This is a genomic window from Nostoc sp. UCD121, from assembly GCF_014222285.1.
Classification (GTDB): Bacteria; Cyanobacteriota; Cyanobacteriia; order Cyanobacteriales; family Nostocaceae; genus Nostoc.
In genome coordinates this window covers 1-24,215 of sequence record NZ_JACKZS010000118.1, presented here as the reverse complement: position 1 = coordinate 24,215, position 24,215 = coordinate 1, and the positions used below count along the sequence as shown (strand labels likewise).

The window sequence follows — 24,215 nt, the reverse complement described above, 5'->3', positions numbered from 1 at the left end:
CTGCCCCCTCTCTCCTGTGCTAGCCAAGTTACTAGCCAGCCGCAAATGCCAATAGCTAATCCCAACTGAGTGACATTTACCCCAGCAACAAAAATCGCCCGCACTAGCAGCACTATCAAAGCATAAATAATTACGGCGGCAGGTAAACTAATACTTAAGCTGTGGCGTAGGCGTAGCCCGTCGTGGACATCGTTTCTATCTTGCTCACTGACAATATTAGGCTGTTGGTAATTGTGATAAATAGTAATTATAGTTGTGCCAATCATTGCCACATAGACGGCAATTAAGGGGAATCCTGGCAATTGCCAACCCCAATGCAGATAACTCAGCCCTAGAATATTGACTAAAGGTAATTTGCCAGTACGTAAATTAGTAAAAATAGACCGATTTTTGGAGAGTAAAACAGTTATAGCAGTGAGGGTAGGCCAGGCGATCGCAACTGCAACCAAATCCACAGGATTTTGCCACAATTGAAAGCTATCCATTGCCCAGAAGTTCACTGGAACTAACAAAAGGGTAACAATCAGCAAAGTTTGAGCCGTCAATCTCAGATTGTTTTGCCTAGTCGCCCAAAAGCTTAATCCCCAAAAACTCAGAGTATAAGCAAATAAAACTCCATACTGTCCCGAAGCAGGAAACTTTTCCCACTGACTCGCAGCCAGTACCCCAGAGGATACCACTACCAGAAATACCCCTAGAAAAAGCAGCCAGCGTACACTCAGTTCTGCCCCCAACGACTGCAACATTGTACTGACAAAGTTGGGTTCGACTGTTTTTTGTTGTGGTTGTCTACTGCGGCTAGATTGTAAAGCTGCTACGGGTAACTCCTGGACGGGATCAGAAGTTAAAAAAACTACCTTTTTTTTAGCTTCAGGCTGGGATCGCAACACAACCGAACACACCAGAAACTCTTGGCATAGCTGCCTAACTTGGGTATCGGATATTAAACCTAAACGCAGCCATATATCTAGTCCTTCTAGTAACTGAGGATGTGAGGATGATAGTGCAATTTCAAATTTTAGCGGGCGCTCAAGGGGCGATGACATAAGCGGCAGCAGTATCAGTATATACTTTAAGTAGATTCCAATTAAAGTATATTTTGGCTCTAATTGTGCCACTTATTAGACTAGTTGATGTTAATTTTTAAGTTCCATCTGACGATGTTTGCTGAGGGTAAACTCATTGAAATCCCTACGAAGCTAAGAATTGCAACCGCTAGATGCGATGTATCTTTGGGTTTAGGTAGATTTTGTTACTTTCCAAAGAAACTGGTTGATCTGCTGTAACTTTGAGTTGTAAACTTTCTCAATTCCAGTTTTTAAGGAATCAGATGGATCTGCCAAGAATAAAAATATGTCAGTAAAGCCATCAGCCATCTTTGGTAACTGATTTTTTCCTACAATTTGATATTGCACTTTTGGATCAAGCAAATAACTAAGTACTTGTACTGGCGGCAGTATGTTAGCAGTGGTACTTATTAATAGTGGTTTATTACCTTGACTAACAACGTTAGCAATTTTAGGATATTCTTCGTATTTTTCAGGTAATTTGTTCCACCAAATCTGGCTTTGAGAGCTGAGTATACAAGATACCATCCCGCTCATAATTAACATAAACGTTACAAGCGACCAAAGCTTATTTTGCCAAACTTTAGTATTAATGGATGTGATCTTAGTCGTCAATAGATAAGCAATAGCTAACTGTATACCTAAAATTGAGGAAAGTGTATATCGACTAGTACCATATCGTTTTTGAAAGATGAAATCTGCTATCAGTAAGGGAATCCCTACTGATCCAATCAAGGTTAAGACAAATAACCAAACTTTTTGAGGGGTTCTTCGATAAATAAAATAAATTGAGTAAATAATTAAAGTTAAGATAATTAAAATAAAAGGAATTAAGGCAATCTTAACTATTCCTGGAGCGGTAGGACTAATACCTAAATCAAGAAATGGACGACTAAAAAGTCCTGCCCATCTCACAGATGACTCCAAGAATGTTTGTTTAGTGCTTGCCCAACTTACTGCTTCTGGCTGAGGATTGTTAATAATAACCCAAATCCAAGGTACAAAACTCATCAGCCCAGCAAGCGATGAAATCAGGTAATAAATCGATGTTTTACTCAATCGGAAGCGTTCGATTGCCATTAGATAAATTCCTTGTCCAAAAGCAATTAAGGCAAAAAATAGATGAGTATAAAGCCCTAATGATATTGTTACTGCATAAATACCCCAACTAACCTTTGTTTTTAGGCGCATAGCTCGCAACAGTGCTACGCTCGACATTAAGATGGTTACTATCCATAAACTGTATGCTCTTACTTCTTGTGCATACAAAACATGAATGGGTGAAACGGCTATCAATGCGATCGCCATCCACCCTACTAGTGAAGACTCAAATAATTCTAGACATAGCAAATAAAGAAGGGGAAAGGTAAACAGACTAATAAATGCCGAAAAACTTCTCGCCACTGCTACAGAATCGCCAAACCACTCTATCCAAAACCGATTAATTAAAATATATAACGGCAGAATCTGTGAGTCTTCTAAAATAATCCCTTTAAGTGTGTCACCTGCGTCTCTTTCTAAATTAGGATACTGGTATTTATGCAAATCTTCTATAGTGAATACACGGCCATCACTTAACTGCTCCTTCATTTCTGACTGCAAATAGCCAGACATCCGTAATGATGAGAAAACTTCATCGCCCCAATAAAGTTTTTTGTCAAGATTGGCAAAGCGAAAAAATACACCTATTACTAATAGGATGATCAGTAAAAAACGTAATCCAGACTTAGAAAGATTCCAGTTCTGTGATGATTGCTTTTCCATACAGGTTATAAAATTACTAGGAACACTAGCAAAACAATATCAGCAAAAATTAAAAACAGTTTTGATTGCAGTTTATCTAAGTATTTAGATTTAGCATATCAGTTATGAGCTAGCAAGTAAACATCTACATAGCTGATATAAGATTAACGCTTTATCAGAATCAAGTTCTCTTATGACTTACGCAAACAATAGTCAAAACCTTGATTTTCTGGTAGGGGCAATTCATGAATTGCCCCTACCATGTGTAGTTTTGCGTAAGTCCGATCTCTATCAAAAATTATTGGGCTAAAAGTATCTTAATGTTCAACAAATGAGGATGAAAAAGCTTGCAGCTTTATGGTGATGAAATACCATACTGAATATAATTTTTCACTTGAAATCATACAGTATGGATTAATCTAAATGTAAAATAATTGTGTTAAAAACAAAAAGATTTGATAAACTTTATGTGAAGATGGTATAAATACGGGTTCGGGCAGCATTGTACCTAAAAGTACGTTAATGCTTGTTTAAACAGAATCTTCCACTGTTGCAAGATTCTGGAATTTGGTTTATTGAGTAGCCTGAGCGATCGCACATAGCAAACATGATGGTCTTTTCTATATCCTTGGATGTAGATCATTTTTCAACCTTCTCTACTGATTGCCATCTTGCAGTAATATAGAACTCCTGTTTGATTTTTGAAAAAAACTCGGTACACCTTAATCTTCTAGAATCCTTTTGCTTACTAAGCTAAGTAATTTCAGGAATCAAACTGGATTCCTATAGAATTAAGAATGAAACCTTTGTAAAACCTTCAACTATCCAAAGATAGAGCTTTAGTGGGAGATTTTATAAAAAGTTAGTAAATCAAAAATCTGTATCTAAAATGGGCTTGTAGCATATAAAACGCTTGTAAGATTTTTATGACTTCCCGCATTCGCTTTTTGATGTGTCCTCCTGACCACTACGATGTAGACTATGTGATTAACCCCTGGATGGAAGGGAATATTCACAAATCATCGCGCGATCGCGCCGTGGAACAGTGGCAGGGATTACACCAGATCCTTAAACAACACGCCATTGTAGACTTAGTACCACCCCAAAAAGGTTGGCCTGATTTAGTTTTTACCGCCAACGCTGGTTTGGTACTAGGGGAAAATGTCGTACTCAGTCGCTTTTTACATAAAGAACGTCAGGGAGAGGAACCTTTCTTCAAAGAATGGTTTGAGCAAAATGGTTATACAGTCAATGAACTTCCTAAAGATTTGCCCTTTGAAGGTGCAGGAGATGCACTACTAGATCGAGAAGGACGCTGGTTATGGGCGGGATACGGTTTCCGTTCAGAATTAGATTCTCACCCTTATCTAGCTAAATGGCTGGATATTGAGGTTCTCTCTCTGCGACTCATAGATGAACGTTTCTATCACCTGGATACCTGTTTTTGTCCCTTAGCAAATGGCTATTTGCTGTACTATCCAGGCGCTTTTGATTCTTACTCTAACCGCTTAATTGAAATGCGAGTCGCACCAGAAAAGCGAATCGCAATTGCTGAAGCAGATGCAGTCAACTTCGCTTGTAATACGGTGAATGTGGACAGCATTGTGATCATGAACAAGGCAAGTGAAGCTTTGAAAACCCGCCTTGCAGATGTGGGTTTCCAAGTGCTGGAAACACCACTGACGGAATTTCTCAAAGCTGGTGGTGCAGCTAAATGCTTAACTTTGCGGGTAACGGAACCAGTTAGGGATGAAATTCATGCCAATGTCTCGGTAGAAAGCCGAATCATTCGCATGGAAGGACACCTACTTGATGCTGGCTTAATTAACCGCGCCTTGGATTTGATTATAGATGCTGGGGGAAGCTTCCAAGTTCTGAATTTCAACTTGGGAGAACAACGGCAAAGTACCTCGGCTGCCGAAGTGAAGGTATCAGCACCATCTCATGAGGTGATGGAAGAAATCATCTCTCTATTGATTGATTTAGGTGCAGTAGATTTACCCCATGATGAGCGAGACGCAATCTTGGAACCTGTGATCCAAAATGGTGTAGCGCCTGATGATTTCTACGTCAGTACAATTTATCCTACCGAAGTCCGAATTAATGGGCAGTGGATCAAGGTAGAAAATCAGCGCATGGATGGCGCGATCGCAATTACTCAAACCCCTTCTGGCTTCGTAGCTAGGTGTAAAATACTACGAGATTTAGAAGTTGGCGAACGAGTAATTGTAGATGTACTAGGTATTCGTACTATTCGTAAAACTGAATCGCGCGAACAACGCAGCACCCAAGAATTCAGCTTCATGTCGGCGGGCGTTTCTAGTGAACGGCGCGTGGAATTGGTGGTTGAACAAGTAGCTTGGGAATTACGGAAAATCCGCGATGCTGGTGGTAAGGTAGTTGTCACGGCTGGGCCTGTGGTGATTCACACCGGTGGCGGCGAACACTTGGCGCAATTGGTTCGGGAAGGATACGTACAGGCGCTGTTGGGTGGAAATGCGATCGCAGTTCACGACATCGAGCAAAATATCATGGGCACTTCCTTGGGTGTGGACATGAAGCGGGGTATCGCCGTTCGTGGTGGACACCGCCATCACCTGAAGGTAATTAATAGTATCCGTCGTTATGGCAGCATTTCCAAAGCTGTGGAGGCGGGGGCAATTAAGAGTGGCGTGATGTATGAGTGCGTCCACAATAATGTACCTTTTGTGCTGGCGGGATCGATTCGGGATGACGGGCCTTTACCTGATACCCAAATGGATTTGATTCAGGCACAGGAGGAATATGCTAAACACCTAGAAGGTGCGGAAATGATTTTGATGCTGTCATCAATGCTGCACTCCATTGGCGTGGGAAATATGACTCCGGCAGGGGTGAAGATGGTGTGTGTGGATATTAATCCAGCTGTGGTGACTAAGTTAAGCGATCGCGGTTCTGTAGAATCGGTGGGTGTGGTGACGGATGTGGGATTGTTCCTGAGTCTGTTGATTCAGCAGTTGGATAAGTTGACAAGTCCCTATGTAAATAAGGTAGGTTAGGAAAACGAACCGCAGAGGCGCAGAGGACGCAGAGAAAGGGAGATGGAAAGAGTAGCTTTCAGGGAAGAGTTTCAGGTTAATTGGGTAAGTTTGATTGCTGATTTCTTGTTGGCGGGAATGGTTTTTGGCCCGCCTATTGCTCCCTTTTTGGCTGCGTCTGGAGTGTCTTTGCTTCCTGGGATTGCGGACATCATTTATTTCATGGGTAATCATGTGTGTCCGCAACCAACTATGGGGTTAGATTTGGCACCACCATATATTATGGCCGTGTGTATGCGCTGTTACGGCACTGTAACGGGTTTGCTGATTACTCGCCTGCTGTATGGGGTGACTGGTGGTAAAGGATTTTACTGGTTAAGTCAGTATGGATGGAGTGGTGTGGCGATCGCCAGTGTGCTGATGATCGCTTATCCTTTAGAATTGGCAGCACAAATTTTCGGTTTGTGGAGTTTTAATAATTATCTGGTTACACCTTTTGGGCTGATTACGGGTTTAGCGTGGGGATTGTTTACTATGCCCATTTTCCACGGGTGGTGGGGTGCGAAAACTAGTTTGGATAGATTTTAGAAATTCAAATCAGCATCCCAGCAATACAAGCGGTGATAAAACCCGCCAAAGATCCGCCAATCATCGATCTTACTCCCATACGAGCTAAATCATGTTGGCGATTAGGTGCTATGCCAGTAATGCCGCCAATGGTAATGCCAATTGAACCTATATTTGCAAAGTTACATAAGGCGTAAGTCGCAATAATTACTGCACGTTGGGAAATTTTACCACTTTCAATTAGTGCCTTCAAATCCAAAAAAGCAATAAACTCATTGAGAATTGTCTTTGTACCCAACAAAGCCCCCACTTGCTGACAATCAGCCCAAGGTACACCCATTAACCACGCTACGGGAGCCATAAAAATAGACAAAATCAACTGTAATGACAGTTGCGGTAAACTCACAAATGCCCCCAACCATCCCAGCAGTGCATTTAAAGCAGCCAATAATCCTAAAAAGGCGATAATTATTACCCCAACATTAACCGCTAGCTTCACGCCGTCAATTGCTCCGGCTGTAGCAGCATCAATTGCATTTACATAATTGGTTTTTACATCTGCCTTTACTTCACCAAGCGTCTCTGATACTTCTGTTTCTGGATACAGCAATTTTGATACTACCAATGATGTGGGAGCAGTCATAAAAAAAGCAGCAATTAGATGTTCTGCTGGTATCCCAAAAGAAAGATATGCCCCTAGTACTCCACCCGCAATTGTGGCAAAACCACCCGTCATCACGGCATGAAGTTCTGATTGCGTCATCTTCGCTATATAAGGTTTAACCATCAGTGCGGACTCTGTTGGCCCTAAAAAGATGTTACCCGCACAGGATAAAGATTCAGAACCCGATGTTTTCAACGTCTTCATCATTACCCATGCCATCACATTTACCACTCGCTGTAAAATGCCGTAGTAATATAAGACACTGATAAAGGCAGAGAAAAAGATAATTGTCGGCAGCACTTGGAAGGCAAAGAAATGATCCTTAAAATTTTCTCCAAAGACAAATTTGGCACCAACATCAGAAAAAGCTAAAAATTTGCTGACAAAATCTCCCAGAAATTTAAACACAGCCAAACCCCAAGGAGTTTTAAGAATCACGATTGCCAATGCAAATTCTAATCCCAAACCCCACGCCACTATGCGCCAACGCACCGCTTGACGATTAACCGAAAAAGCGTAGGATATACCAATAAAAACTAAGATTCCCAACGCAGAGATGGCGCGTTCCATGTTCACTCCCAAAAAGTTATCGCTAAGGCACTTGGACACAAAGCATACACAAAAATCTGCCTAGTTTTGTGGCTTTGTAGTTAATTACTAGAGTTTTGATACTGTAAACAAGAAATTTGCGATCGCAAATTCATATCTTGTTACAAAATTATCTCCCAAGCCTTAGAGAAAACCCTGATGGGTTACAAGCATTTATTCACATTGCTTTGTAAATTGTCTCTAAAATTACCCTACTCTCCGTGGGTAGCCAAAGCTGAGATGGCTACCAATGAGTGTGTAGAAATCATCTGGCGCATGTGCTGCACCCCCTGCACAACTCGGAACCTTGCACTTATCGCTAACAGTTTGAGCGATTTTGTCAAGCTTGATAATGTGTGGTGTCATGTCCCATCCTTCGCCACCATAACTACTTGTGATTTTTTCAATATTATGCAAAACGACCACTTCCAGCAGCCAGCCATTGATTTTGCACTCGCCCAAGCGATAAATTTTAGACAATGCTGGATCTGATAAAGCTAGACGTAACTCTCTTTCTATTTGCACAAAGTCAGGCTTTTCCGGCCTCATCTGCAAGTAAGCAAGCAGTTCTGCGGCTGATGTGCCAGTTCTAAAAAACACCGATGAGTAACCGTCTCCCCCAGAAACGACTCTCCAATCAACTAAGGTGAGTTCTGGTGACTGCGCCAGCGCCATAATCAGTGAGGTGTCAGCTTGATTATGTCTGCCAGTTATCCCACCATAACCACACTCAATGCCAAATTTGCGATCGCAAACACCAATGATTTGCCAGGTATAGTGTGCAACAGTAACTATAGGTTCATCTCTTTGTATACCCGACATAAGTTCAGCATAGTTGCTCTGGTCAACGTACAAATCGTAATAACCTGGAGTGTTGGCATCTCCACATGGTGCATTGATTAATTTGCCAACAAAATGGCAGTGTTCAAAACCAGACAGTGGATGCTGGCGCACCAAAGCAGCAAGGTGTTCAGCATCAGATGGAGCAAAAGTAGCGTTGAAATAGTAATGAGGCCCTTGACCACACTCATTAATTTCCCAGAACCAATCTTGAAAATTACTCACTATGCAAAGATACACATAACGATATCGTTGTTGAATCCCCTTTATAGCTGCCTCTGATTCTTGTACTTCCCACTCTAGGAAACTGGTAAGCAACTTCATCGATTAAAGCAAGATAGCGCTTTGGCTACTAGGAGAATGTCACATCAATTCTAATTCTAGTCTTGACAGCAGAGATAGGGAAAACAATTGGCCACATTTGGACAGTCATGGCCATAAAAAATGCGAAATTTAGAAAAAATTTATTTAGCGATTTGTTATAATTCCTTGACTGATTAGCTGTTTAACTACACGATAAAAAAATAATGGAATGCCTACAATATAACGGTCTGCTAGACGAGTAGGTTCAGTAATTAAGCGTGTTAACCACTCCAGACCATTATCAGTCAGCCAACGCGGCCCGCGATATATAGATTCAGTATAAAAATCTAGACAAGCACCTAAAGGTAAAAATACAGTAGTTTCAATTTTATTGAAATTATCTAAAATCCAACGTTCCTGTAATGGCATACCAAAACCAATATATAAAATATCTGGTTGAAATTTATTAATTTCTTCTATTACCAAATCATTCTCTTTTCCTGATTTATCAAAATAACCATGATGTCCCTGTACGCGTAAATTAGGCGCAATTGATCCTAACTTAGTAATTGCCTTATCTACTACACCAGGTTTTCCAGCCAACAAAAATAAAGAAAGATTTTCTTTATCACACTTTAATGCTAAATCTTCAATGTAATCTGGTGCTGTAATTCGATGTGCAGATTCCATTGAATAACCGTTTAATCTAGCTCCTAGCACCACACCAAATCCGTCACAAAATACTAAATCAGCCTTATTCAAAAAATCTCGATACCAAGACTTTTCATAAGCGAAATTCATTGCTCTGATGTTCACATGTCCTACAACTGTCTTTTTTTTGCTTTTTGCTGCTTCTACTAAATAATCAATTAGTTCTTGTACTTTAACTTTATGGAATCTTGTATCAAACAATTTCACCTCCGGAAAAGTTTTCATTTATGCACCTTTCTTACTTGCCAAGTTTAAAATAATACGAATAAAAAAAGAATAATACATTTATTATTTCTCTGAAGGGGCGACACACACCTGATATTCCAAGTGCTGCAAAGATTATTATCAGTGCCAGTACTGAAGATCCAGAGAATTTGGTTTTCGATAATAAAAAACTGGTTAACTCAAAATTTTTCGGAGAATCAAAGAATTTATTTGGTGATTGATAGTACGAAATGGCAGCGAAAGAATTTGGTGATGATTATTTTAATTTCCGAGAAAAGGGCTATATCAATCTATTGAGAATTTTACCCACAATGGGAAATAGTAATTTTTATGAGGGCTATGGAGCTTATACCGTGTATACACAAGTCGGGTTGAGAATCAAATAGAGGGAAAAGAACGGAAAATTATTTTTAAAATCCAAGATTATTCCTTAATTGTATATCAATAAGCTGACACTATTGATAATCAGCTTGATAAACTCGAAACCTTGCCTACTAAGGCTTGCATCTTACTAGGCAAGGATTTTGGGACTTGTGTATACACCGTAGCTTTTTAAGGGGGGAACCGGAATCAAAGTCCCCCTTTTTAAGGGGGATTTAGGGGGATCTAAAATGTTTTGTTACCGAGAAGAAAACTTTTCAAACATCCTCTTAGTTACTTAAACCTATTTTCATCAAGATGAATCTCAATTGATAACTGCTGTATAAATGGATCTTAAAGATGTAAGATAATTATTTATGTCCAATTGCTTGACTCTGACTCGTGCATTATTTCCCAAAGATATTCTCAAATTTTCGTCTGCAATTAAGGATTGCATTGCCTCTGACAATTGTTGAATATTCCCAGGATTAACTAATAAACCATTTTGGTTTGGAGTAACTATTTCGGGTATTCCTCCTACTGGGGTAGTGATAACTGCCAAACCCCAACTCATTGCTTCTAGTAGTGCCATAGGTAGACCTTCATTGTAGGAAGGTAACACAAAGACATCAGCTTTAGTTAAAAGGTCGTCGCGTTTTTCTTGATCTACCCAATCAAGAATAGTGATGTAGTCAATAAGATTTAGGGTTGTGATCAAACTACGAGCTTGTTCTACATCTCCATCGCCTGCTATAACTAACTTGGCTTGGCTTTGTTGAGCAACACGCATAGAAGCAAATGCTTTAATTAAATCAAAAGCACCTTTGCGCTCACCAATGCGCCCTAAAAATAAGAAAAATATCTGTTTTGAATCTATCCTCTGTGGAATTGATGCAGGAATTTTTACTGGGTTAGGAAGAACAATAACTTTCTCTGGCTTCAAACCGAGATTAGCAATGTAGAATTTTTTCCAGCTATCTGATAAAACAATGAAACGGCTACATTTACAAAACGACCAACTTAGCCACTGCTGAAGCAATTGAGGTAGTTTAGAGTAAAACAAATGAAAATCAGCACTATGAGTATGAATAATTACTGGTTTTTGAAATAGCCAACCAATAAGAGTAGTGATTGAGTGACGGAAAGCGCTACCTCTCTCTGAAACATGGATGTGAATTAAGTCAGCTCTTTGGTTTAATAAGTTCCAAAACAACTCACCTATTGCCTGCAAAAACACTAACACTTTATGGAGAGTAGAACCATTCGGTAAAGTCGTAATGTGTTTAATTTGAATATCAGAGGTAGTTTCTTTAAGAATGAGCTTTTCCACAGAAACTATTCCACCTTGACGCTCCAAGCTTTCGCCCAACATAGTAATTTTTATGGGACTCATAATTGCTATTAATATGTTTTGGGAATTGAGTACAAGGCTATTTTATACAAACTATTGAACGAATTTCTTCTAGTTTATTATATCAAAAGGCCTACTTCAACAGGGCAAACTCATCTAAAGTACAAGAATCTTTTAATAGCAAGGGTTTTGGCGTTTTATAATTTAGCTTATTTTTTATCAATATCCTTATACAGTAAGGGTTTCAGGAAAATCCTGCGTTTGCCCTGCGTACTCCAAGAGCATTTTGAGAGTTAATGCTACTAACTCTATTGGCTCGATCGCAGTTCCATAAATTTATCAATGCACACTTTTATGGTATTTAGCCGAGCTGCGAGGGGATTCAATTACTTTGCTAAAACCAATAGCGAGAATCTTCCAAGAATCCTTACAGCTAAATCCTGATTAATGGAGAACAACAATTTTCTTGGTACATTTAGTAAAATAATGGATATGCCCATACAAAAGCCTATCTTTCAATATAGGAGAACTGTGTAAAACAGTTTGCACTGACAAATCTAGAGGGATATGGAATAGTTTGTATTTCCCCTTCTCTTTCAGTTTCCGTAATAAACCAAAATATTTCTCTACGTGTTCAAATACATCAATGGCCATCACCAAATAAAATATTGCTTCTTTCTCATTCAGCAAATACTTCAAAAAAAATGAAGATTTTTACCGCTTTTACTCTTACATATTTCAAATGCATTAGGAGATATTTCATATCCATAAAAGCTTGTTTTATCACTAAATTCAGTTTGTAGAGAATTCAATATTTCACCAGCGCCACATCCAATTTCACATATTGTTAATGGATTAAGATTATTTCTCTTGATTATCTTGGCTATTTGCTTGGCTTTGCACGGCGAATGCTCTTCATGCCAGGTTGGGTGATTTTGAAGGTATGTACCATCTTTATAAATAGTATTCATAGCTTTGTATTGCCATAAGCAGCATTTATTACAATAAACTATTACCACAGAAAAACTATCAAATCGCAGTTAGTAATAAAAATTTAAGTACCATGATGTTAAGAACATACAGAACAGGGCTGGACCCCTTATACAAAATGATATCTTTAATACAAGAGGGTTTTTTATAGTCCTTGCTTGCCCATCCCTTCCCGGTTAGCTCCAATGTCAGTAAGCGATTTGATATTTTTCCCATTTTTTAACCAAATATTAAACACCAAAGCACGAATTTTTTGCCGCAGTTCTCTGTATTTATTTGTCTTTCACAATCCCATAACTGTGCGATAATATGCTTCAATTTGCGCGACGGTTTCAGACTTACGCTTTGTCTCCCATTGACTGCTATTAAATAATTCTTGCCGCAGTTCATCAACGTTAATTGTGGTAACTTTACCATCGGCAACAATGTGCTTACCGTTAACCCAAACACTATCAACAACATTATTAGGACGACCTAAAACTAATAAACCAATAGGATCTGTACGCGGAAGCAATGATAAATTAGTGAGGTCATAAAGTACTAAATCTGCTTGTTTGCCCACACTGAGAGAACCGAGATTATCTGCAAGATTCAATCCTTTTGCACCTCCTAAAGATGCCATCTCTATCGCTTGTCGCGGTGTAATCCAGTGTTGATAATCTAAGTCTGTAACGTTATGTAAGATAGAACCAATTTTAATGGCTTCTAGCAAATCTTGCGAGTCATTACTTGAAGCACCATCACAACCAAAAGTTACATTTACTCCAGCTTGGCGATATTTTAAAATAGGGGCAATACCACTGCCTAAACGTAGATTACTTAAGGGATTATGAACAACTGTAGATTGAGTTTCGGCGAGAATGGTAATATCAGCATCATTTAACCAGACGCAATGAGCTAGAGTTGTGCGATCGCTTAAATATCCGATTCTTTTCAAATGTTCCACAGCAGTACAACCGTACTTTTCTTGGGCGAGTTTTTCCTGTGCCCTAGTTTCGAGTAAATGGGAGTGACGACAAAGATTATAGCGATCGCTTAACTCGATACATCCCTTAAATAAAGCATCAGTACACAATTGTATTCCCGTTGGTGCGACCAAAATATTTACACCTTCATCCGGGCGATGAAACTGTCTCACCGCCTCTTCGATAATTTCCAATGTTGCCGCAGTTGAGCGAAAATAAGGCTCATGAGTTCTTGCTGATTCTCCAGATGGAAGCCCTGCGGTAAGGGATTCATCTTGAATTAAAGGGGCGATAAAGGCGCGAATCCCAACTTCTTTGTAAGCGCGGGTTGCAGTGGCGATCGTTTCTAACTCAAGTCCGGGAATTAACACCAAGTGATCTACTACACTCGTACCGCCAGAAAGTAAGGTTTCTACCGCAGTACCCAAGGCGCTGAGATAAACCTGTTCAGTGTCGAGGGGGGCAAAATCATACAGTTCCGCCAACCATAATTCTAAAGGCAAAACTGACATGATTCCCCGTTGCCACATCTCTGATGAGTGGGTGTGGGCGTTGAAAAAACCAGGTAGCAGCAGCTTATTTTTGCCATCTATGACACTGCCGATTACTGGTAGATTGGGGGCAATTGCAGCTATTGCACCATCTACAATCTGTACATCTACCGTCGCATAATCATCGCTGGCGGCAATTAAAACATCCTGAATAGTGAAATTTACCATATTTAACCTTGATTAAGTAATTGTATTTTCAACTGAATTTCAAGTTACAAGATAGAAAATGGTGTAAGGTATTACAATTTTATGAATTTGCCTTTTCGGACATTGGGAGTTTCACCAAATGCGTGGACAGTGAATGATGCGATCGCAGATATCACTCGTCCTCAAAAACCCCCACAACCCGTTATTTTATCAACAGAAACTAAAACCCTGCGTTTAGACTTGGCAAAAGCCGCTATCCTCGTCATTGATATGCAAAACGACTTCTGTCACCCTGATGGCTGGTTAGCGCATATTGGTGTGGATGTAACTTCAGCGCGTCAGCCGATTAAACCTTTGAATAACCTACTTCCAGAACTTCGTGACGCGGGTGTTCCAGTCATTTGGATAAATTGGGGGAATCGCCCTGACTTACTCAATATTAGTGCTGGTTCGCGTCATGTCTATAACCCCACAGGGGCAGGTGTGGGATTAGGCGATCCCCTACCAAGCAATGGTGCTAGAGTCCTAATGGCGGGTAGTTGGGCTGCGGCAGTAGTAGATGAACTAGAACAGGTTCCTGAAGATATTTGTGTGGACAAATATCGCATGAGTGGGTTTTGGGATACCCCATTAGATAGTATCTTGCGGAATCTGGGAAGCACAACATTATTTTTTGCTGGTGTTAATGCCGATCAATGCGTGCTAGCTACATTATGTGATGCCAATTTCTTAGGATATGACTGCGTGTTAGTTAAAGATTGTAGCGCTACGACTTCGCCTGAATATTGTTGGCTAGCAACGTTGTACAATGTTAAACAATGCTTCGGTTTTGTCACTGACTCCCAAGAGATTTTAACAGCGCTGCAAAAGAGTGAAGAGTGATTAGATTTTTCCTTCAATCCAAAATTCAAAATTGGTTGAATGAGGAGTATTTAGTGTTTAGCAATTAGTGATTTTGTCATTTATACAACTTAGAACTTACGCATAACCCACGCGGTAGGGGCAATTAATTTATGGATTTTCCCTATCTGAAAATCTTTCTTGGTGGCTATTATTTGCATCATTCCTGACAACTCACAACTTAATATTCAAGACTTGGATTTTAGGAATTTTCATACCCATCGATAACTTTAGAGGGGATAAATAAATGTACGCTACTCGTTGTGTAATTCCGGTTATCAAATCTCCCAAAGATTACCAAGTATATCGCATTAGTCCTAATGACTCTAATCGATTAGCAATTATCTTCGATTCGACAAATGCTAATACTTCTTTGACTTGCTGTATAGAAATTTTTGATATCGGTGGACAAACACCGCCAAACCGACATCAGTGGGCGGTGGAAATGTTTTTTGTCCTCAAAGGGGAAGCGATCGCTATGTGTGACGGCAAAAGTGCCACGATCAAGGCTGGAGATAGTTTATTAGTGCCTCCCACTGGGACTCATTTGATTAAAAATACTGGTTCTACTCGCTTGTATACGTTGACTGTCATGGTTCCCAACGAAGACTTTTCCGAATTGATTCGCAGTGGCATTCCGACGGAGTTAGATGCAGAAGATATGGCTGTACTGGGGAGATTTAATACTTTGATGCCCTGTTAAAATAATTCGTAATTCGTAATGAGCTACGCTAACGTAATTCGTAATTTATTGGGGATTCCTCGTTTCCATGTGAAACACGGGAACGAGGGAATATTATAAATTACGAATAATTTATCGTTAAAAAACTTTTAGCTTATTAACCTAGTTCAGGGGTTAAAGTCCCGTCACAAAACGTAATTACGTTAGCGTAGCGGGGCGTAGCCCATTGCGAATTGGTTTAACTACGAACTTTTGTGAGGATTTTTTGGGAATAAAACGAAGCTGATTCTTCGTTTTTGGAACAATCTTGTGCAAACTTAATCAAATGATGCCCGACAAGTCCAACGTGAATCAAGTTTTCAATATCACCTGCTTTTAGTGCTGGCTTGGCCATTTTCCAGAAAGTCTGACGATAGTTACTAAATAAGCCTATCCGCAGCAAAATATTAGTTAAATAAGTTAAACCTTTGCGAATATTAGCTCCAGAAGTGCGAGCAGGACTGTTAGGTACTTCGATGCGATTTGGATAGGTGTGTTCCATATTGTAAGCAAACCGCTCATATAAAAATTCCGGCTCATAAGCAGTTGTGATGCAGCGCCGCCACATCTCGACAACTTGCTCGTAGGGCATCAAAAACTCAACATTTGATTCCCGGCTTTCATCAAATACGAGTCGTCCTTCTGCTTCTAACCTCCGCCATAACGGAGTTCTAGGCAAAGCATGAAGTAGATTAATTGTCAACATAGGAATTTGAGATGCCCGAATAAATTCGATAATTCGGTCTGCTGTTTCTGGTGTATCTGTATCCAACCCAATGATGATTCCTGATACTACTTCCATACCATAGCTATTTAAAACCTGAATTGCCTTTAATATTGGCATACTCAGATTTTGATCTTTGGAAATAGCATGGAGAGCATCTGGTTCAGGTGTTTCGATACCGCAAAAGATTGTGCAGAAATAGGCTTCGCGCATCATCTCCAGCAGTTTTGGGCTTTGAGCTAGGTTGAGGGTTGCTTCACAGGCAAACTGGATGGGGTAGCCATTGCGTTTTTGCCAGTCAATCAGGTGAGGAAGTAACTTCATGGCAGCGCGGCGATCGCCAACAAAGTTATCATCGACAAAATACACTGCCCCCATATTGCCAGATTGTCGCATTGCATCTAGTTCGGCAACCACTTGCTCTGGCGTTTTCATCCGGGGACTGTTGCCATAGAGTTCTGGAATATCACAAAACTCGCAGCGATAAGGGCAACCACTAGAAAACTGCACATTTGCTAAGAAATAATCATCGATATCCAGCAAATGATAAGCTGGAGTTGGAAACTCTGTTAAAGGTAAACGTTCCTTCGTTTCAAAGCGGATTTGCCTTTGAGGACGTTCTAAATTTTGGTCTAGATACTCGATCATGCGATCGCTAGCATCTCCCAACTCACCCAAATGTAAAATGTCAAATTCAGGATAATATCCTGGACACCCAGATACCGAAGGGCCACCCACCACTGTGATTTTCCCGACTCGATGAGCAAGTTCATTAATTTGATTAATCTGTGGTTTTTGGATATGCATTCCACTCACAATTACCACATCAGCCCATTGGTAATCAGCCCTGGTTGCTGATTTGACATTCTCATCAATAAACCGCACTTCCCATTTTTGAGGTAAGTAGGCAGCCACAATTAAAATACCTTGGGGTGGCATAAAAGCCCGGACATTACCCATCAATGGGTAGGCGTAATGAAAAGTACCAAAGGAGCGGCTGTACTTAGGAAAGATGCAAAGTATACGTCGATGGTTCGAGGGAACGTAGCTGCTTCTCTTAGTGTTAGAAGCGGTTTTGGAATCGGCCGCTATATAAGTTGGATTCTCTAAAGACTTAAGATTTACGGTCATCGCAAATTTCACCCCAGAAAACTGAGCAGTTAATTTGACAATTTATTGACACAATTCAGTGATAATTCCAACTAGCTTACCGCGATCTTTCAGCAGTTTTTAACTGTAAAATATAAAATTCCTCCTAGAGGGGTATGATTCGCCCTTTCTCAGAATGCAGCTTTGCAATTATGGATGCGTTTGAGTCGCCAGATTCTGGCTTATGAGTTAATTCATCTAGAATGCTTAGGGAAAAAGCCATTACCGATATAGTTGGTTATAAGTTGGTATGTTTGGTATTATTTTACCTAGCATCAATTTTATGGAAGAAATTTCTCAAACGCCTTTTCTATGAAAAGAAGACAAATTTTTGGCTTATTGGGTATAGCAGTTGCTGGTTTGCTCTTGGCAATTGGTTTACCCTTAGTTAATCCTTCTCCGGTAATAGCACAGTCAAACAGCACTATCCTCGTCTCCGCAGCCGCCAGCTTAAAAGAGGCACTGGAAGAAATTAAGCCTTTGTACCAACAAAGTAAATCAGATGTCAACATTACTTATAATTTTGGGGCTTCTGGTGCCTTGCAACAACAGATTGAGCAAGGTGCCCCGGCAGATATCTTTATTTCTGCTGCCAAAAAACAGGTGGATGCCCTAGAACAAAAAGGACTTTTGGTAACAGGTAGCCGTGCTAACCTGGCAAATAACCGTCTAGTCTTGATTGTGGCTCAGGATGTTGTTGGCATTAATAGCTTCTACAATTTAACAGATAATAAGATTAAAAAAATTGCGATCGGTGAACCTAGAAGTGTACCCGCCGGTCAATATGGGGAGCAAGTCTTAAAGAAATTGAAACTTTATAATCAGGTAAAGCCCAAATTAGTCTTTGCTAACAACGTGCGTCAAGTTTTGGCAGCAGTAGAAAGTGGTAACGCTGAAGCGGGTTTAGTCTATGCTACTGATGCCAAAATTTCTAACAAGGTAAAAGTCGTAGTTGCTGCTGACGATAAGTTTCACTCACCGATTGTCTATCCAATGGCAGTAATTAAAAGCAGTAAGAATATTCCAGCAGCCAAAGAGTTTATCCAATTTTTATCTGGCAGTGAAGCCAAGACAGTACTCAAAAAATATGGGTTTCTTGTAAGTTAGCAAGAAGCTTAAGAGTTCATTTGAATAAGTGTTTAGCTTTGACTTGAGGCACTTTTAGATCCCCCTAACCCCTTTTAAAAGGGTTGGGGGATATTTTGTGCATAAGTTTTAAAGGAGAATAACCAATGCCCAATTCCCAATGCCCAATGCCCCATACCCTTTAATACAACGACTTAATCCACTGCCATTCCTGTGTTAAACCCTCTCTTAGAGATACTTGTGGCTGATATCCCAGAATTTTCTGCGCTTTAGATACATCAGCAGCAGTGTGGCGTGCATCTCCCATCGCTTTTTCTATGTGGTTTCTTTTGATTGGTTTCCCAACGATTTCTTCAATCGTGTCTAAGACTTCTGCTAAAACCACCCTGCTACCACCACCGATATTAAAAATTTCTCCCACTGCTTGGGGTGTGGAAGCAGCCGCTAAATTGGCGGCGACGATATCACCAACAAATGTAAACTCCCGCGTTTGCTGTCCATCACCGTAAATAGGAATCGCCTCATCTTGCAAAATGGATTTAAAGAACTTATGAAATGCCATATCTGGGCGTTGTTTAGGCCCATAGACTGTGAAATACCGCAATGATACAGATGGCACACCAAAGTTTTTGTAATACAGTCTGCACAAAGTTTCAGCCGCTAGCTTAGTAATGCCGTAAGGAGAAACAGGTTCAGGGCAAATTCCTTCGTGAGTAGGTAAAGTCTCTGCATCACCATATACACTTGACGAAGAAGCAAACACTAATCTTTTTAAGTGTTTTGCATCTTTAGCCGCTTCTAGCAAAACTTGCGTAGCGTTAATATTTCGTTCTGTATAACCTCGAAAAGCCTTACCCCAGCTTGCCCTGACACCTGCTTGTGCTGCTTGATGGTAAACGACATCAACATCTTTTAAGAGTTCTTGCCAATCTAAAAACTGAATATCTGCTTCGATTAATGTAAAATTAGGTGAGCTATGTAAGTGTGCAACATTCTTACGCTTTAACATAGGATCGTAATAATCATTGAATTCATCAATCCCAATTACTTCTTCCCCTTGTTGTAGCAAGATGTCTACCAGGTGAGAACCAATAAAGCCTGCGGCTCCAGTAATGATAATTTTAGCCATGTTAGCTATTTTTTGCTATTTTCATAAATTTCTATATTCACAGGTTAGTACTTGTAATCAATAATCGTCATTACTTAAGCTTGATTTTTAATCAATTATTGTACTGTTTTAAACACAAGTATTACTTAAATAAATATACTTATAATTTAAGTAATGAAAGTATATTTATTTTGTTACTGGATGAAAAAAATTACTAAGCAAATATACTAGTTGACAGAATTTAATCTTGAGAATAAACGCAGTTGAAATTCTAACCACGAAATGGTCTTAAAATCCAATACGGTTTAGTTAGCGATAAAAACCTTAAGCTGCGTCGGTTTGGTTGAGGAACAAAACCCAATATCAAGCGTTAGACACGTAAGCGACTTATCGTTAGACATCGCGTGTTGTGGAAGAGTGAGTGCGATCGCAATGCTTATTCTGATAAACAAGCAGATATCAAGCCTGTCTACGTTTATTTATAAATTTAAAAAGTATTTTTTGCGTATTTAACAGGAGATGCGGTTTATTTATAAATTCTGTATTCAACCTCATCAAGAATATGACCGCTCTTGTTAATCTTTTGAAACTCCCGAAATACTTTACCTCCAAGACTTTCCGCAATTTTACGACTGGGAATATTTCTTTTATCAACAGGGTAGCAAAGATAATTGTATTCCAAATTTTCATCCACCCAGTCTTTTAATGCAGAAATTGCCTCTCTACCAAAACCATGACCATGAGCGAATTTCTTAATCCAAATACCTAACTCTGGCGTATCTGTATCAATAGCACCAACCTCGCAAATTCCTAGAAACTCTAAATTATCCTTCTTGAGAATTAACAACACTAGGTGAGTGTGATTTTCTCGTTGTAGAATCATATCTCTGATTATCTTTTCGGTTTCACTGAGACTCTGGGCTGGTTTCGGATACATAAAGGTGGTAATTTCGCTTGTAAATTCTCGAAATATATCTACTGTATATTCCAACGAAATCGCTTGTAGAATCAGTCTTTTAGACTCTAAACTTACTTTTTCCAAATTCTCCATAAGCTACGATTTTTGATTTTTTTAGTTCAAAAAGGTTTTTTAGCAAAAATCCTATGCAATTTTGTTCAAAGTCGCTGTGATGTCCATGCTGATTAATTTGGAGTGAGGAAGCGACTGGTATATCTTATAATATAGCGGACAAGATTTTGCCCATCAAATCAAACGATGCATCTGCTTTGATGCCCAATAGAGCGATGTCTACGATGGGCTACGCCTACGCCTTACAGAAAACCTCAAAAACTAGCTCATCTGTTATTTGAAGAACAGGAGCAAAGTTGATAGTTAACGCATCAATAGAAAAATTCCAACTTGAATATTCCCATAAAATTTAATATAGAAGCTATCGCTGATTGTATGATGGCATTACAGGCGATAGCCTTGCAGAAAACCTCAAAAATAATGCGATCGCCTGTTGTCCAAGAATGAGCGATCGCTTTGCAGAAAACCTCAAAAATAAAGCGATCGTCTGTTGTAGAAGGGTGAGTGCGTTAGCGAAGCTCACCGTAGGTATCGCCTTGTAGAAAACCTCAAAAATAATGCGTATCGCATAGCGGCTTATCGCTAGACATCGCCCGTAATTATAGTGTTAGGTTCGCGTCTGCCACGATTTTGGATCTCTGCGACCATGAAAAATTGCCGTTACTATTACTCGACTCGACACAATCCGATAGTACACAGCATAGGGAAATCGCCGCACTACTGCTCGTCGAATATCACCGTAGACAATTACATAGGATTCTGGCATCTGAGAAATTCGATTCACCGTTTCGTCAACACAGTCTAAAAACTCGTCACCCAGACCGGGTTTCTGACTCTCGTACCAACTGTGTGCATCATTGAGTTCTTCTCGAACCTCTGGGCGAAACACCAAGACATAATTCATTGCTGCCCCTTAATTGATGCTTTGATTTCCTCCCAAGTCAGTACATTGTCTGGATTTGAATCATAGTCAGCAGTTCGACGATCAAGCTCTTGCTTTTGTGCATCGGTTAAATCAGGGTAAACTTGCTCTGCTGCGATGCTATCCCAAATTGCCTGCACAATACGGATTCTATCTTCAACACTGAGAGTTGCGATTTCGTTCAAAGTAGCTGTGATATCCATACTGATTAACTTGGAGTGAGGAAGCGACTGGTACACCTTAAATATAGCGGACAAGATTTTGTCCATCAAATTGAACGCTGCATCTGCTTTGATGCCCAACAGAGCAATGTCTACGACGGGCTACGCCTACGCTTTACAGAAAATCTCAAAAATAAAGCGATCGGCAGTTGTGGAAGAGTGAGTGCGATCACCTGTTGTGGAAAAATATGCGATCGTACTTGCAAATCCCAAAAAGTGATCGCTGATTCTATGATTGCACTGTAGCGAGTGTATGTATGAAAATGTGAGTGATGGCTTAATACTTATCCTTGATAATTAAAAACTAATTCTAAAATTGTCTTGAGTTCAATAATAGGTAAAGGTTGTTGTCTTGATCCCGCTAATAATTGATGTGTCACTCCATAAAATACATTAGCTGTAATATCTTTTTGTGTTAAAATATCCCCTTTATCTTTTTGCAGGTTTTCTTTATCTTTAAATTTGACATCCCAAACAACTAAAATATCAATATGACTGAGATTCTTTCTATTTGAATTAATATCTTTATATATGTCACTTAATTCTTGTTTAAATTCTATTAATATTTCTTTTTTTAAACTTCCTCTATTAGCATTAAATATATTTTTATATATTCCCAAATAATTTTTTTCTGCATACTCTGTCTTGTCGCTTTGCTCTAATTTATATTCATATAACCCATCATAAACTTGATAGCCTGAAAGGATTTTTAGATAATATCCTCTTAAAGCTTCTTGCGATACTAATTCAACAAAAAGGCTAATCACTTCTTGTTCTTCTAAAGGTGGAAAATATTTTTGTGTTAAATTTGAATCGAACCATTTTTTATCTTTAAATATATGGTATAGCTCTTGCTTAGGATCATATAGCGGATTGTTACCCCTGCCGTTATTACTAATAGCACCTACAATATAACCGCGATATTTTATAAAATTTCGTTCTTTTAATAGTTCAAAAACTTGGTCAGATATTTGTTTCATACGATAAGCACTAATACCTTTACGTCCTGCATCTAACTCTTTACGTATTGAGATATCTTTTATATCAACAATTACTGTATATGGTAAATAGTTGCTATGATCAAATGGGTGTAGGCAAACACTAGTTGGCATTCCACATATTGCTAACCAAAGTCCATGTTCTAATGCAAAATCATAAGAAATACTATCTTCATTTGTAAATTTTTCATTGTATTGATTAATATGAGATTTGCTAGTTGCTGAAATCAGTATACGGGCATATAATGGATTTTTTATACCAATTTTTACATTATCTATTATTTCATCTAATACTACAACTTTCCTTGCTTGTTCTTTTGTATGGTTCGGTAAATTTTCTGTTGCTTCTACAAATTTTTCATATTGGTTAGGTCTATCATAAAATTGTACTTCACTATTTAAAACTGACTTGACTACCTGTCTAACAGTTAAATAACCAGTCTCTATTGGTACAGGTCTTCCACTAGTTTTTAGAATGAATTCAAAACAACTACCACTCTTAAAAACTGTATCTAATATTCCTATAATAGATTGAGTTCTTAAAACAGCTTTAATAGTTTCATTTGATTTAGCTATGCGAAATGTTGCTGCAAGAGATTCTTCTATTACTTCCTCAGGAAATATTAATGGAAATTTAATTGTAATTTTTGTTCCATTTTTTTCACTCACCTCTTGTGCCTGATAACCCAAATCTTCTTCTTCAGAGTTTGGTATATCTGAAGCAGAATATACAAATTTATATAAATTTTTATAAGTTCTGGATGCTTTCCTACCATTTTTGGTACTTTCTATTTGCAAATATTCACTTTGAAAAGCAACAAATGTGAACCCATAACCCATAAACCCAAATTTTCCAGTATTTCCGTCTCTTTTTAGAGAATTCCCGTTAACAGGTATTTTAGATATACTTGATTCTTCGATACCAACACCATTATCTATAATTGTAATGGTTCTTTCATTAGGCTCGATTCCAAGCTCAATCTTGCCTTTGCTAATGTTTTGTTCACCAAATTCCTCAATAATTGCATCTGCACTATTTTGTAATAACTCTGTATAAATATCCCAAATATGTCTATAACTTGAAATAATACGTTCAATATTAGAACGTACTTGACTTAATTCTTGCTTTGATAACTCTTCTTTTAAAACGTTGCTCATATTTAAAACTCTAATATTTGGTAGTAAATACTTAGGGCTTGCTGGTTAAGACTGAAACCCTTGTATAAATAGTGATTGAAGTCTATAAATCGAACAAAAGTGCAAGGCA

Annotated in this window: 22 protein-coding genes; 7 read left to right on the top strand and 15 right to left on the bottom strand. The window is 39.0% G+C overall.

Annotation, left to right across the window (positions count from 1 at the left end; translation table 11 throughout):
• The 3 genes from GNF10_RS22615 to GNF10_RS38785 form a co-directional block, all read right to left on the bottom strand.
• The coding region (locus GNF10_RS22615; protein WP_185607237.1) for a DUF2157 domain-containing protein at positions 1-1,046 on the bottom strand (1,046 nt) is incomplete at its 3' end.
• A gap of 192 nt (positions 1,047-1,238) precedes the next feature.
• Positions 1,239-2,831, bottom strand: coding sequence for a glycosyltransferase family 39 protein (locus GNF10_RS22610; protein ID WP_185585603.1), 1,593 nt, complete (start codon positions 2,829-2,831; stop codon positions 1,239-1,241).
• A gap of 487 nt (positions 2,832-3,318) precedes the next feature.
• Positions 3,319-3,453, bottom strand: coding sequence for a hypothetical protein (locus GNF10_RS38785; protein WP_260446075.1), 135 nt, complete (start codon positions 3,451-3,453; stop codon positions 3,319-3,321).
• Positions 3,454-3,736: 283 nt separating this feature from the next.
• On the opposite strand from GNF10_RS38785, the gene GNF10_RS22605 reads away from it, so the two are divergent.
• Positions 3,737-5,848 carry a TIGR00300 family protein gene (locus tag GNF10_RS22605; protein WP_185585602.1) on the top strand — a complete coding sequence of 704 codons (2,112 nt, stop codon included), beginning with the start codon at positions 3,737-3,739 and terminating at the stop codon, positions 5,846-5,848.
• Positions 5,849-5,890: 42 nt separating this feature from the next.
• Entirely contained in the window at positions 5,891-6,415 is a 525-nt protein-coding gene (locus GNF10_RS22600; RefSeq protein WP_185585601.1) for a DUF2085 domain-containing protein, read from the top strand.
• Between the two features lie 4 nt (positions 6,416-6,419).
• On the opposite strand, the gene GNF10_RS22595 is transcribed toward GNF10_RS22600, so the two are convergent.
• From GNF10_RS22595 to GNF10_RS22570, 6 genes are all read right to left on the bottom strand, one after another.
• Entirely contained in the window at positions 6,420-7,628 is a 1,209-nt protein-coding gene (locus GNF10_RS22595) for a NupC/NupG family nucleoside CNT transporter (RefSeq protein WP_185585600.1), read from the bottom strand.
• Between the two features lie 225 nt (positions 7,629-7,853).
• Positions 7,854-8,810: a hypothetical protein gene (locus GNF10_RS22590; RefSeq protein ID WP_185585599.1), complete on the bottom strand. Its 957-nt coding sequence runs from the start codon at positions 8,808-8,810 to the stop codon at positions 7,854-7,856.
• 144 nt (positions 8,811-8,954) lie between these two features.
• The gene (locus GNF10_RS22585) at positions 8,955-9,725 is read right to left on the bottom strand and encodes a WecB/TagA/CpsF family glycosyltransferase (RefSeq protein ID WP_185585598.1); all 771 of its coding nucleotides are present in this window, start codon (positions 9,723-9,725) and stop codon (positions 8,955-8,957) included.
• 685 nt (positions 9,726-10,410) lie between these two features.
• Positions 10,411-11,478, bottom strand: a complete 1,068-nt coding sequence (locus tag GNF10_RS22580; protein WP_185587941.1) for a glycosyltransferase family 4 protein — start codon at positions 11,476-11,478, stop codon at positions 10,411-10,413.
• Between the two features lie 653 nt (positions 11,479-12,131).
• Entirely contained in the window at positions 12,132-12,407 is a 276-nt protein-coding gene (locus tag GNF10_RS37990) for a class I SAM-dependent methyltransferase (protein WP_221643607.1), read from the bottom strand.
• Positions 12,408-12,709: 302 nt separating this feature from the next.
• The gene (locus GNF10_RS22570) at positions 12,710-14,110 is read right to left on the bottom strand and encodes an amidohydrolase (RefSeq protein WP_185585535.1); all 1,401 of its coding nucleotides are present in this window, start codon (positions 14,108-14,110) and stop codon (positions 12,710-12,712) included.
• Positions 14,111-14,191: 81 nt separating this feature from the next.
• Between GNF10_RS22570 and GNF10_RS22565 the strand changes: the two genes are divergently transcribed.
• Together GNF10_RS22565 and GNF10_RS22560 are read left to right on the top strand one after the other, a co-directional pair.
• Positions 14,192-14,971: a cysteine hydrolase family protein gene (locus GNF10_RS22565; RefSeq protein ID WP_185585534.1), complete on the top strand. Its 780-nt coding sequence runs from the start codon at positions 14,192-14,194 to the stop codon at positions 14,969-14,971.
• 265 nt (positions 14,972-15,236) lie between these two features.
• The gene (locus tag GNF10_RS22560) at positions 15,237-15,692 is read left to right on the top strand and encodes a cupin domain-containing protein (RefSeq protein ID WP_114084911.1); all 456 of its coding nucleotides are present in this window, start codon (positions 15,237-15,239) and stop codon (positions 15,690-15,692) included.
• A 217-nt stretch (positions 15,693-15,909) separates the two neighbouring features.
• Here GNF10_RS22560 and GNF10_RS22555 read toward each other — a convergent pair whose 3' ends face one another.
• Positions 15,910-17,565 (bottom strand): B12-binding domain-containing radical SAM protein, encoded by a 1,656-nt coding sequence (locus tag GNF10_RS22555; protein ID WP_185585533.1) that lies wholly within the window; start codon positions 17,563-17,565, stop codon positions 15,910-15,912.
• A 330-nt stretch (positions 17,566-17,895) separates the two neighbouring features.
• On the opposite strand from GNF10_RS22555, the gene modA reads away from it, so the two are divergent.
• Entirely contained in the window at positions 17,896-18,690 is a 795-nt protein-coding gene (gene modA, locus GNF10_RS22550; protein ID WP_185585532.1) for a molybdate ABC transporter substrate-binding protein, read from the top strand.
• Positions 18,691-18,850: 160 nt separating this feature from the next.
• Here modA and GNF10_RS22545 read toward each other — a convergent pair whose 3' ends face one another.
• Both GNF10_RS22545 and GNF10_RS22540 read right to left on the bottom strand, forming a co-directional pair.
• Positions 18,851-19,798: an NAD-dependent epimerase/dehydratase family protein gene (locus GNF10_RS22545; RefSeq protein WP_185585531.1), complete on the bottom strand. Its 948-nt coding sequence runs from the start codon at positions 19,796-19,798 to the stop codon at positions 18,851-18,853.
• A 505-nt stretch (positions 19,799-20,303) separates the two neighbouring features.
• Positions 20,304-20,828 (bottom strand): GNAT family N-acetyltransferase, encoded by a 525-nt coding sequence (locus GNF10_RS22540; protein WP_185587402.1) that lies wholly within the window; start codon positions 20,826-20,828, stop codon positions 20,304-20,306.
• Positions 20,829-21,178: 350 nt separating this feature from the next.
• On the opposite strand from GNF10_RS22540, the gene GNF10_RS22535 reads away from it, so the two are divergent.
• Positions 21,179-21,349, top strand: coding sequence for a hypothetical protein (locus GNF10_RS22535; protein ID WP_185587400.1), 171 nt, complete (start codon positions 21,179-21,181; stop codon positions 21,347-21,349).
• Positions 21,350-21,414: 65 nt separating this feature from the next.
• Here GNF10_RS22535 and GNF10_RS22530 read toward each other — a convergent pair whose 3' ends face one another.
• Positions 21,415-21,711: a type II toxin-antitoxin system RelE/ParE family toxin gene (locus GNF10_RS22530; RefSeq protein WP_185587399.1), complete on the bottom strand. Its 297-nt coding sequence runs from the start codon at positions 21,709-21,711 to the stop codon at positions 21,415-21,417.
• A complete protein-coding gene (locus GNF10_RS22525; protein ID WP_162399555.1) occupies positions 21,708-21,932 on the bottom strand; it encodes an addiction module protein in 225 nt (74 codons plus the stop codon). The genes GNF10_RS22530 and GNF10_RS22525 overlap by 4 nt, the downstream gene beginning before the upstream one ends.
• 15 nt (positions 21,933-21,947) lie before the next feature.
• On the opposite strand from GNF10_RS22525, the gene GNF10_RS22520 reads away from it, so the two are divergent.
• A complete protein-coding gene (locus tag GNF10_RS22520) occupies positions 21,948-22,196 on the top strand; it encodes a hypothetical protein (RefSeq protein ID WP_185587396.1) in 249 nt (82 codons plus the stop codon).
• 38 nt (positions 22,197-22,234) lie between these two features.
• Here GNF10_RS22520 and GNF10_RS22515 read toward each other — a convergent pair whose 3' ends face one another.
• On the bottom strand, positions 22,235-24,106 hold the full coding sequence (locus tag GNF10_RS22515) for an ATP-binding protein (RefSeq protein WP_185607236.1): 1,872 nt from the start codon (positions 24,104-24,106) through the stop codon (positions 22,235-22,237).
• Positions 24,107-24,215: the final 109 nt, after the last annotated feature.